Here is a 12,495-nt window from a genome sequence, read left to right on the forward strand (position 1 = left end):
GGTGGAGGGCGCGGCGGGCCTGGGAACGGACGCGTTGCCCGCTGCCACGGTCCTTGAAGCGGGGCACCCCGAGGACGTGGCCTACGTGCTCTACACGTCGGGCTCCACGGGCCGTCCCAAGGGCGTGCAGGTGCCCCACCGGGCCCTGGCCAACTTCCTGGCGGCGATGGTGGACGCGCTGCCGCTGGAGGGCGAGCGGCTGCGCTTCCTGTGCACCACGACGGCGACGTTCGACATCTTCGCGCTGGAGACGCTCCTGCCCCTGTGGTTGGGGCACGAGGTGGTGCTGGCCGACGAGGCGTCCCAGCGCGCCCCGGAGCGGCTGGGGGCGCGCATCCAGGAGACGGGCTGCCACGTGGTGCAGCTCACTCCCTCGCGCCTCCAGCTCCTGTTGGAGGACCCCGTGGGGCGGGCGGCCCTGGCCGGGGTGCGGCTGCTGCTCGTGGGCGGCGAGCCGCTGCCGGCGCACCTGCTGGCGCGCGCGCGGACGCTTACCTCCGCGCGCATCTTCAATCTGTACGGGCCCACGGAGACCACGGTCTGGTCCACGGTGAGCGAGCTGACGCAGAAGACCTCCGTGGACGTGGGGCGGCCGGTCCTCAACACCCAGGTGCTGGTGTTGGACGCAGCCGGGGAGCTGCTGCCCCCGGGCGTCGTCGGGGAGCTGTGCATCGCGGGCGAGGGGCTGGCCCGCGGCTACCTGGGGCGACCGGAGTTGACGGCGGAGCGCTTCGTGGCGTCCGAGCACGCGCGGGGCGGGCGGCTGTACCGCACCGGCGACCGCGCCCGGTGGCTGCCTTCCGGCGAGCTGGAGCACCACGGCCGGAGCGACCACCAGGTGAAGCTGCGCGGCCACCGCATCGAGCCCGGAGAGATTGAAGCCTGTTTGGTGACGTCGGGCCTGGCCTCGGCCGCGGTGGTGGTGGTGCGGCCGGATGCCGTCGCGGGGCCGGTGCTCGTGGCGTTCTATGTGCCCCAGGAGCCGGTGCGGCCTCCTCGCGAGGTCCTGGCCCGGCTGCTGCCGGCCGCCCTTGTTCCGTCGCACTTCGTCCCGCTGGCGACGCTCCCCACGCTGCCCAGCGGCAAGGTGGACCGCAACGCGCTGGTGTGGGTGCCCGGGCAGGGGCGGGAGGACGCGCCGCGCGTCGCGCCGGCCACGCCGACCGAGGCCCGACTGCTGCCGCTCTTCGAGCGGGTGCTGGGCGCGCAGGCCCTGGGCGTGACGGACTCGTTCTTCGAGCAGGGCGGCCACTCGCTGCTCGCGGTGCGACTGGCGCACCAGGTGACGGAGCACACGGGCCGGCGGGTGTCCTTGGTGGACGTGTTCCACGCGCCCACGGTCCGCGCCCTCGCGGAGCGGGTGGACGCGGCCGCGCCGGCGTGGGCTCCGCTGCCCCGGGTCGCGGACGCCGAGCACCACCCCGTCCTGGCGGCGCAGGCGCAGCTCTACGTGCTCCAGGCCCGGGGCGGCGCGGACGACTCGCGCTACCACATGACGGGCGCGCTGGCGCTGACGGGCGCGCTGGACGCGGGTCGGTTGGAGGAGGCGCTCAGAGCGCTGATCCACCGGCACGAGGCGTTCCGCACGTCCTTCGTGTTCGTGGACGGCGAAGTCCGCCAGCGCGTGGCCGCGTCGGTGCCCTTCCAGTTGGAGCGCCTGACGTCCGGAGAAGACGTGCCCACGCTGGCGCGCCGCTTCGCGCGGCCGTTCGACCTCGCGGCGGCGCCGCTGTTCCGGGCGGCCCTGGTGGAGCGCGCGGACGGACCCGCGCTGTTGCTCGTGGACCTGCACCACCTCATCTCCGATGCGGCGTCGGTGGAGCTCGTGCTCCGGGAGCTGGTGGCGCTGTACGCCGGAGCTTCACTTCCGCCCCCGGGCCCCGGGCCCCGGGTCGCCGCCGCATGGCAGCGCGAGCGCCTGGAGTCCGCGGAGCTGCGGGCGCAGGCCGCGCACTGGCGCCAGGTGCTCACGCCGCCGCCTCCGCCGCTGGACCTGCCCTCGGACGGACCGCGCACCCAGGACGCCTCGCTGGAGGCCGACGCCCGGACGGTGGAGCTGTCCCTGGAGCTCACGGCGCGGCTGCGCGAGCTGTGCCAGCGCCAGGGGACCACGCTGTTCAACGGGCTGCTGGCGGCCTTCGCGATGGTGCTGTCCCGCCATGGCGCCACCCGCGACGTGGCGGTGGGGGTGCCGGTGCTCGGCCGCGGGCACCCGGAGCTGCGGGACGCAGTGGGCCTGTTCATGGACACGGTGGTGCTGCGCAACACCGTCCGCGAGGAGGACTCCGCCCTGGCGTTCCTGGCGCGGGTCTCCCGCACCACGCAGGACGCGCTCGCGAACCAGGAGCTGCCCTTCGCTCATGTCGCGGCGCAGGCCCAGGAGGGCGCTGGCACCGCGCGGGGGGCGCTGTTCGACGTGCTGTTCAGCCTCCAGGAGGACGGCCCGCAGAAGCTGGAGGCGGGGGCCAGCCTGGGCCTGGAGCGTTTGGCGCCGCCCCTGCCCACGTCGAAGGTGGAGCTGACCCTCACGGCGCTGGTGCGTGAGGACGGCCCCCTCCGGCTGGAGTGGAGCTTCCGCCGGTCCCTCTTCCACGCCGAGCGCATCGAGCGGATGGCGCGGCGTTTCGGGTGCCTGCTGGAGGCGATGGTGTCACGCCCCCAGGCGGCGTTGCGCGACCTGTCCCTGTTTCCTCCTGACGAAGAGGCGCGGCTGCGCGCGGGCTTCCACACCGCGCACCACGACTACCCGCCGCACCAGACGGTGGGGGCGCTGTTCGCGGAGCAGGCGGCGCTCCACCCGGAGGCGCTGGCCGTGTGGCACGAGGGCCAGGGGCTGACGTACCGGGAGCTGGACGCTCGCAGCAACGCGCTGGCGAGGCGGATGCGGGGGCTGGGCGTCGGGCGCGAGGCGGTGGTGGCGGTGCTGTCGCGGCCGTGCGTGGAGATGGTGGTGGGCATCCTCGCGGTGGTGAAGGCGGGCGGCGCGTGGCTGCCCCTGGATCCGGCGCACCCGCCGGAGCGCACCGCGCTGCTGCTGCGGGACGCGGGCGCGCGCTGGCTGCTGGAGGACGTGGCGCACCCGGCCGTGCGCTTCGAGGGGGCGCGGTGCGTGCTGGACGGGGAGGCAGCGCAGGGCGGGGACGCCGCGCCGCTGCCTTGCGTGAACGGGCCCGGGGACCTGCTGTACGTCATCTACACCTCGGGGACCACGGGCACGCCCAAGGGCGTGATGATGGAGCACCGGGCGCTGTGCAACCAGGTGTCGTGGCTGCGGCGGATGTTCGCTCCGGCCGGAAGCCTGCGGCACATGCTGCTGGTGTCGCCCGCGGTGGACGTCTCCGTGCACCAGCTCTTCCTGCCGCTGATGCGGGGCGACGCGCTCTTCCTGCCCACGTACGACACGCTGGTGTCGCCCGAGGCGCTCCACGCCTACGTCGTGGAGCACCGCATCGACGTGGTGGACTCGGTGCCGGCGCTGCTCAAGGGGCTGCTGGAGCATGGCAGCGCCCGGGGGAAGCTGAAGGTCCCCTACCTCTGCTTCGGCGGGGACGTGCTGGGCGCGAGCGTGGTGGAGCTGGTGGAGCGCCACGCGGACATCTCCACCCTGGTCAACTACTACGGACCCACCGAGGCCTGCCTCAACACCACGGCCCTCTTCACCCGGGACTGGCGGCGCTACACGCAGGTCCCCATCGGGCCGCCCGTGGACAACTACCGCGTGTACCTGGTGGACGCGCACCTCAACCTCGTGCCGCCGGGAACGCCCGGCGAGCTGTGCGTGGGCGGCGTGGGGCTGGCGCGCGGCTACCTGGGCCGGCCGGACCTGACCGCGGAGCGCTTCGTGCCCAACCCGTTCGCGCCGGGCGAGCGCATGTACCGCACGGGCGACCTGGCGCGCTGGCTCCCGGACGGACAGGTGGACTTCCTGGGCCGCGTGGATCAACAGGTGAAGATCCGCGGCTTCCGCGTGGAGACGGGCGAGGTGGAGGTCGTCCTCGGCCGGCAGCCCGGCGTGGCGGACTGCGTGGTGGCGGCGCTGGACGACGGTCGGGAGGGCAAGCGGCTGGCGGCGTTCGTCGTGGCGCGCGCGGGCACCCATCTAGAGCTGGCGGCCCTGCGCGAGGCCCTCAAGGCGAAGCTCCCCGCGTACATGGTGCCGTCGCTGCTGGTGCCCCTGGACGCGCTGCCGCTCACGGTGAGCGGCAAGACGGACCGCAAGGCGCTCGCGGCGCTCGCGGCCTCGCATGAGGCCGTCGTGGTGGAGGCCTCGCGTCCCCTCACGGATCCCGAGCGGGGCGTGGCGCGCATCTGGTCCCAGGTGCTGGGCGTGCCGGTGGCGCGGCCCTCGGAGGACTTCTTCGAGCTGGGCGGGCACTCCCTGCTCGCGACCCAGGTGGCTTCGCGGCTGCGCGCGCAACTGGGCCTGGAGGTGCCGCTGCGGCTCCTGTTCGAACACCCGGTGCTGGAGGACTTCGCGCGGGTGCTGACGTCGGCGGGCACGCCGTCCGGGGAAGCGGCCCGCATCCCCGCCGTAGCGCGCACCGGGCCCCTGCCCGCGTCGTCCGCGCAGCAGCGCCTGTGGTTCCTGGATCAACTGGAGCCGGGCAGCCCCCTGTACACCATCGCGGGCGCGGTGCGGCTGGAGGGGCGCCTGGACGAGGACGCGTTGGACGGCGCGTTCCGTCAGCTCGTGGACCGTCACGAAGCGCTGCGCACCACGTTCGCGGTGCACGAAGGCCAGTGCGTCCAGGTCATCCACCCGACGATGGCCTTCACCCTGGAGCGGGAGGAGGTGTCCGGCGCCCTGGACGAGGACGTGCTGGCGCAAGCGGCGCGGCGTCCCTTCAACCTCGCCACGGGGCCGCTCTTGCGCGTGCGGCTCTATCGCCTGTCCGCGGAGCGGCACGTCGTGCTGGTGGCGATGCACCACATCGTCGCGGACGGGTGGTCCATCCAGCTGCTCCTCCAGGAGCTGGCGCGCACCTACGCGGCGCGGGTGACGGGCGTGGCGGAGGCCCTGGCCCCGCTGCCCATCCAGTACGCGGACTACGCGGTCTGGCAGCGTGAGGGCGCCGGTGCGCGGACGTTGGAGGAGGACCTCACCTTCTGGAAGGCGCACCTGGGCGAGCGCCCGCCGCCGCTGCGCCTGCCCACGGACCGGCCGCGCCCGGCCGTCCAGACGACGCGGGGCGCGCTGCTCTCCGGGACGCTCCCGCCCGCGCTGGCGCGAGGCCTGGAGGCGCTGGGACGGGGTGGGGGACGCACCCTGTTCATGACGCTGCTGGCGGCCTTCCAGGCGCTGCTGCACCGCTACACCGGACAGCGCACCGTCATCGTGGGAACGCCCATCGCGAACCGCACCCGCCAGGAGGTGGAGGGCGTGCTGGGGTGCTTCGTCAACACGCTCGCGCTGCGCGCGGACGTGGATCCGGAAGAGCCCTTCGAGGTGTTCGCGGAGCGCGTGGGACGCACCGTGCTGGCCGGCTACGCGCACCAGGCGCTGCCCTTCGACGTGCTGGTGGAGCGGCTGGGCGTGGAGCGGGACCTGAGCCAGTCCCCGCTGGTGCAGGTGCTCTTCGTGCTCCAGAACGCGCCCGGCGGCGCCGTGGAGCTGCCGGGGCTGCGGATGGAGTCCCGCGAGGTCTCCACGGCGACCGCGAAGTTCGACCTCTCGCTGGCGATGAGCGAGTCGCCGGACGGGCTGGACTACACCTTCGAATACAACACCGACCTCTTCGAGCCCGTGACGGTGGAGCGCCTGGCGCGCGCCTTCCAGGTGCTCCTGGAAGGGCTGGTGGCGCGGCCTCGGGCACGGCTGCGCGAGCTGCCCGTGCTGCCGCCGGAGGAGCGCCGCTTCCTCGACACGCTGAACAGGAAGGCGACGCCGGTGGAGCCCGGGCTCGCGCGCGAGTTGCTGGAGCGGCAGGCCCTGCTGCGGCCGGACGCGCCCGCGCTGGAGCATCAGGGCGTGCGGCTGAGCTTCCGCGAGTGGGATGCGCGGGCGAACCAGGTCGCGTGGGCGCTGCGCGAGCGGGGCATGGGGCCGGAGAGCGTGGTGGCCATCTGCCTGGAGCCGTCCCTGGACCTGCTGGTGACGCTCATGGGCGTCCTGAAGACGGGGGCGGCGTACCTGCCGCTGGATCCGGTCTACCCGCCCGAGCGGCTGGCGTTCATGCTGCGCGATTCGGGGGCGCGGGTGCTCGTCACGCGCGAGCACCTGCTGGGCGTGACGTCCCCGCCCGAGGGGGTGGCGTGCCTCTTGTGGGAGCGCGAGGCGGAGGCCCTGGGGCGTCAGCCGGTGGAGGCTCCGCCGCGCGTGGGCGGGCCGGACTCGCTCGCGTACCTCATCTACACGTCGGGCTCCACGGGCGTGCCCAAGGCGGTGATGGTCCCCAACGTCGCGTTGGTCAACTACAGCGACGCGGCGGCGCGGGTGTACGGACTGCGTCAGGGGGACCGCGCGCTGTTGCTGTCCTCCATCAGCTTCGACATGAGCGTGGAGCAGATCTTCCCCTGCCTCTTCGTGGGCGGCACGCTGGTCATCCGCGAACCGGACACGCTGGACTCCGTCGCGGGCTTCACGGCGAAGGTGCACGCGTGGGGCATTGAATACTTGAGCATGCCCGCCGCGCTCTGGGCGGAGCTGACCGCGGAGCTGGCGCGGGGAACGCTCACGCTGCCGCCGTCGGTGCGCGTGGTGGTGTCTGGAGGGGAGAAGATCCTCCCCTCGCGCGTGCAGGCGTGGCTGCGCGTGGTGGGCCGGTCCGTCCGGATGTTCAACTCCTACGGCCCCACGGAGACCACCGTCATCGCCACCTCGTGCGACCTGAACGCACTGGACCCGGTGGTGCTGGAGACGCACGAGGTCCCCCTGGGGTTGCCCATCCCCAACATGCGGGTGCACGTGCTGGACGCGCACCTCCAGCCGGTGGCGCGGGGCGTGTCGGGCGAGGTCTTCATCGGCGGGATGGGCGTGGGCCGGGGCTACCACCGGCGGCCGGAGCTGACCGCGGAGCGCTTCATCCCGGATCCCTTCTCCCCGGAGCCCGGAGGTCGGCTGTACCGCACGGGGGACGTGGCCCGCCGGTTGGAGAACGGCATGGTGGAGTACCTGGGCCGCAGCGACCACCAGGTGAAGCTGCGCGGCTTCCGCATCGAGCTGGGGGAGATTGAAACCGCGCTCAGCGCGCACCCGGACGTGAAGGACGCGGTGGTGACGGTGCGCGAGGAGCCCCCGGCCGGCAAGCGGCTGGTGGTCTACGTCACGCCGCGCGGCGGGACGCGCCCCACGGGCCCCACGCTGCGGGCGTTCCTGAAGAGCCGGCTGCCGGACTACATGGTCCCGGGCGCGTACGTGTGCCTGGACGCGCTGCCCATCTCGCCGGGCGGCAAGGTGGACCGCGCCCGGCTGCCGGCTCCGGAGCGCGCGACGGAAGAGGAGTTCGTCGCGCCCGTCGGCGAGCTGGAGGAAGCGCTCGCGCGCGTGTTCTCGGACGTGCTCGCGCTGCCGCGGGTGGGCGCCACGGAGGACTTCTTCACGCTCGGGGGGCACTCGCTGCTGGCCACCCAGCTCGTGGCGCGGGTGCGCGACGCCCTGGGAGTGGACGTGCCGCTGCGCCAGGTGTTCGAGCACCCGACGGTGGCGGGGCTGGCGAAGGTGGTGGTGGCCCTTCGCGACGCGGGTGCGCCGGGGGTGGACGCGGAACGGATTGGCCGCGCCTCGCGGCAGGGACGGAAGGTCAAGCGGTGAGTGCGCTCGAACAGCCAGCGGTGGCCCTGGAGGCCGACGAGGCCTTCGTCTTCCCTGCATCGTCCGCGCAGCGGCGGCTGTGGTTCCTGGACCGGCTGGAGCCGGGCCTCGCGACCTACAACATGCCCTTCGCCCTGCGGCTGACGGGTTCGCTGCGCGAGGACGCCCTGGTCGCGAGCCTGGACGCGCTCGTGGAGCGCCACGAAGCGCTGCGGACCGCGTTCGCGGAGGAGGGCGAGCAGGTGGTGCAGCTCATCCACCCGCCCCGGCCCGTGGCACTCGCGCGCGTGTCCCTGACCGGGCTTCCCCCCGGGGAGCGGGAGGCCGCGCTGCGGGCCCTCTGCACCCGGGAGGCGGATGCTCCGTTCACCCTCACCGAGCCGGGGCTGCTGCGCGCGGTGCTCGTGGCGTTGGACGGCGCCGAGCACGTCCTGCTGCTGGTGCTGCACCACATCATCTGCGACGGATGGTCGGTGGGGGTGATGACCCGCGAGCTGGCCGCGCTGTACGCCGCGCGGTGCGAGGGCCGGCCGCCCGCGCTGCCGGAGCCGGAGCTCCAGTACGTGGACTTCACCGAGTGGCAGGAGGCGTGGCTTCGCTCCGAGGCCCCGCGCCAGCACCTGGACTTCTGGCGTGAGCGGCTGGGCGGAGCGCTGCGTCCCCTGGAGCTGCCCGCGGATCATCCGCGTCCGGCCCGCTCCAGTCACCGCGGCGCCACGCGCGCGTTCGCGCTGCCCCGTGCCCTGTCCGACGAAGTGCGGCGCTTCGGGCAGGAGGAGGGTGTCACCCCGTTCATGACGTTGCTCGCGGCCTTCAGCGCGTGCCTGAACCGCTTCACGGGAGAGACGGACGTCGTCGTGGGCACGGCCATCGCGGGCCGGCCGCGCCGGGAGCTGGAGGGCGTGGTGGGCTTCTTCGCCAACACGCTGGCCCTGCGGGTGTCGCTCGCCGGCAGGCCTTCGTTCCGCGAACTGGCGCGGCGGGTGAAGGCCGTGACGTTGGAGTCCTACGCGCACCAGGCGCTGCCCTTCGAGCAGCTGGTCGAGGCGCTGGGCCTGCCGCGAGACCTGGGTCGCAACCCGCTGTTCCAGGTGATGCTGGTGCTGGAGAACCTGCCCGAGGGCGAGTTCCAGTTGCCGGGGCTGGTGCTCCGCCCGTTGGACATCGAGAGCCACTCCGCGAAGTTCGACCTGACGCTCTCCCTGAAGGAGACGCCGGAGGGGTTGCTCGGCCAGCTCGAGTACAGCCGCGAGCTGTTCGAGCCGGCCACGATGGACCGCTGGCTCGTCCACTTCGAGCGGCTGTTGGGCGTGGTGCTGGCGGCGCCCGGGGAGCCACTGGACGCACTGCCGCTGCTGCCTCCGGCGGAAGCGGCGCTGCTGCTGGACACCTGGAGTCCTCCCGGCGCCCTGCCGCGCGACGGCGCGCTGCTGCACACCCGCTTCGAAGAGCAGGCCCGGCGCACCCCGGACGCGGTGGCCGTGGCGGACGACACGCGCGCGTGGACGTACGCGGAGGTGGAGCGCCGGGCCAACCGGATTGCTCGGCACTTGATGGGGCGGGGCGTGGGGCCGGAGGTGCGCGTGGGCGTGTGCCTGCGGCGCACGGTGGAGCTGCCGGTGGTGCTGCTCGCGGTGCTCAAGGCCGGAGGCGCGTACGCGCCGTTGGATCCGCACTACCCGGCGCAGCGGCTGGCGTACCTGCTGGAGGACTCCGCGTCGGCGCTGGTCATCAGCGAGCGCGCGGTGCTCGCGGCCCTGCCGGAGGCGCGGCCCGCGACCCTGTTGCTGGAGGACCTGGAGGGCCTGCTCCTGGAGGAGTCCGACGCGCCGCTCGCGCCGCGCTGTCTTCCGGGCGGGCTCGCGTACCTCATCTACACGTCAGGCTCCACGGGCCGGCCGAAGGGCGTGGCCATCGAGCACCGGAGCGCGGCGCTGCTGCTGACGTGGGCGCTGGGCGTCTTTCCTCCGGCGCTGCTGGACGGGGTGCTCGCCGCCACTTCCGTCTGCTTCGACCTGTCCGTGTTCGAGATGTTCGTCCCCTGGGCGCACGGCGGCCGGGTGCTGGTGGTGGGCAGCGTGTTGGAGCTGCCCACCTTCTCGCGGCGCGACGAGGTGACGCTCGTCAACACGGTGCCCTCCGCCATGGCGGAGCTGCTGCGCGTGGGGGGCCTGCCGCGCTCGGTGCGGGGCGTGAACCTGGCGGGCGAGGCGCTGCCCCGGCGCACCGTGGACGGGCTCTACGCGCTCGGGCAGGTGGAGCGCGTCTACAACCTCTACGGGCCGTCGGAGGACACCACGTATTCGACGTGGGAGCTGGTGCCCCGGGACGAGGCGCGCGCGCCCACCGTGGGCCGGCCGCTGGAGAACACCCGCGCCTATGTGCTGGATGCTTCGTGGCGGCCCGTGCCGCTGGGCGTGCCGGGCGAGCTGTTCCTCGCGGGCGATGGCCTGGCGCGGGGCTACCTGCTGCGGCCGGACCTCACCGCGGAGCGCTTCGTACCGGATCCCTTCGGCCGCGAGCCCGGGGGCCGGATGTACCGGACCGGGGACCGGGTGCGCTGGCTGGCGGACGGGCGCCTGGAGTACCTGGGCCGGTTGGATCACCAGGTGAAGGTGCGCGGCTTCCGCATCGAGCTGGGGGAAGTGGAGGCCCGACTGCGGGCCCTTCCGGACGTGGCGGACGCGCTGGTGATGGCCCGCGAGGACGCGACGGGCGGACAGCAGCTCGCGGGCTTCGTCGTGCCCCGCGAGGGACGGACGCTGGGGCCGTCGTCCCTGCGCGCGGCGCTGCTGGAGCACCTGCCCGAATACATGGTGCCGTCGCTCTGGTCGGTGCTCCCGAAGCTGCCGCTCACGCCCAATGGGAAGGTGGACCGCGCGGCCCTGCGGACCGCCGGGCTCGCGCAGGGCACGGAGGGTGCCGGAGCGCGAGCACCCCGGACGCAGACGGAAGCGCGGCTGTGCGTGCTGTGGGAGGAGCTGCTGGGCGTGCCGGTGCGGGACGTGCGGCGGGGCTTCTTCGAGTTGGGCGGGCACTCGCTGCTCGCGATGCGGCTGCGCTCCCGGGTGGAGGCGCTCTTCGACGTGTCCCTGCCGCTGCGCGCCCTCTTCGAGGCGCCGACGGTGGAGGAGCTGGCGGCGCGGCTGGACGCGGCGCGCGGCCTGCTCCGCCTGCCTTCGGTGGAACCCCAGCCGCGCGTCTCTCCGCTGCCGCTGTCCTCCGCGCAGCAGCGGCTGTACTTCCTGGAGCAACTGGCGCCGGGCAGCGCGTTCTACACCCTCGCCACGGCGCTGAAGCTCACGGGGGCGCTGGAGCCGGAGGCGCTGGAGCGGACCCTGCGTGCGCTGACGGCCCGCCACGAGGGATTGCGAGCGCGCTTCGCGCTGGTGGAGGGCGAACCCGTCCAGTCGTTCGCCCCGGTGGACTTCGTGCTGGAGCGCGTGGACGCCTCCAGCGTGGATGCCTCCAGCGTGGACCGTCAGGTCCGCGAGGCCTGGGTGGTGGAGCGGGCCACCCGCTTCATCCGCGCGCCCTTCGCGCTGGAGCACGAGGCGCCCTTCCGCGCCCAGCTCTACACCCTGGACGCGGGTGAGCACTGGCTGGTGCTGTCCATGCACCACCTCGTCGCGGACGGCGCCTCCATCCAGGTGCTGCTGCGCGACGCGGCGGCGCTCTATGCCGGGGAGCGGATGGGCACGCCGGCCCTGTTGCCCGCGCTGCCGTACCAGCCCGCGGACCACGCCGTGTGGGAGCAGCGGCTGTGGGCCCAGGAACTGCTGGCGCCGCAGCTCGCGTACTGGGAGGCGAAGCTGGCCGGGCCGTTGCCGGTGCTGGAGCTGCCCCTGGACTTCCCGCGCCCTGTGATGCGCACGGACCGGGGCCGGACGCTCCACTTCGAGCTGTCGTCGGCGCTCACCGCCGCGTTGCCTGCGCGGGCCCGCGCCTGGGACGTCACGCCCTTCATGCTCTTGCTCGCGGCGTTCCAGGCGGTGCTCGCCCGGCATGCGCGTCAGGACGACATCCTCGTGGGCACGCCCATCGCGGGACGGGGCGTGGCGGGGACCGAAGCGCTGGTGGGCTGCTTCATCAACACGCTCGTCCTGCGCACGGCGGTGAGCCCCGGGCTGTCCTTCGAAGCGCTGGTGGCGCGCGTGAAGACCACCTGTGTGGAGGCCTTCAGCCACGCGGACCTGCCCTTCGACCGGCTGGTGCAGCACCTGCAACCGCCGCGCAGCACCGCGCACACGCCGCTGTTCCAGGCGATGTTCGTGCTCAACGAACAGGGCACGGCACAGGGGGCCTTCGCGGACGTGGATGCCCGTGAGGTGCCGCTGGAGTCGGGCACGTCCACCTTCGATCTCACCTTCACCGTGCTCCAGCGGGCGCAGGGGATGGGGGTGGCCATCGAGTACTCCACGGACCTGTTCGAGGCCGCGACCGTGGCCCGCCTGTTCGACGCGTACGAGGCGCTGCTCGCGGATGCACTGGCGCGGCCTGGCGCGCGGCTGGACACGCTGCGCCTGCTGTCGCCAGGTGCGCGTGCGCGGCTGCTGGCGGAGCGCTCGCCTGGGGGGCACGCGCCGTCCGACGAGGAGACGGTGGTCTCCCGCTTCGATGCGCAGGCGACGCGCGAGCCCGGGCGTCCCGCGGTCGTGGCGGTGGATGGGACGCTGACCTATGGCGCGCTGCGGGACGAGGCCTGGGCGCTCGCGGCCCGGCTGCGCGCGCACGGGGTGGGGCGG

Annotated in this window: 2 protein-coding genes; both read left to right on the forward strand. The window is 73.8% G+C overall.

What is annotated here, in order from left to right:
• Positions 1-34 precede the first annotated feature (34 nt).
• Positions 35-7,750: a non-ribosomal peptide synthetase gene (locus D7Y13_RS28645; RefSeq protein WP_208734500.1), complete on the forward strand. Its 7,716-nt coding sequence runs from the start codon at positions 35-37 to the stop codon at positions 7,748-7,750.
• On the forward strand, positions 7,747-12,495 hold a 4,749-nt coding region (locus D7Y13_RS28650; RefSeq protein ID WP_120630832.1), incomplete at its 3' end, for a non-ribosomal peptide synthetase. The genes D7Y13_RS28645 and D7Y13_RS28650, both read left to right, overlap by 4 nt.

Source organism: Corallococcus praedator (assembly GCF_003612125.1).
Classification (GTDB): domain Bacteria; phylum Myxococcota; class Myxococcia; order Myxococcales; family Myxococcaceae; genus Corallococcus; species Corallococcus praedator.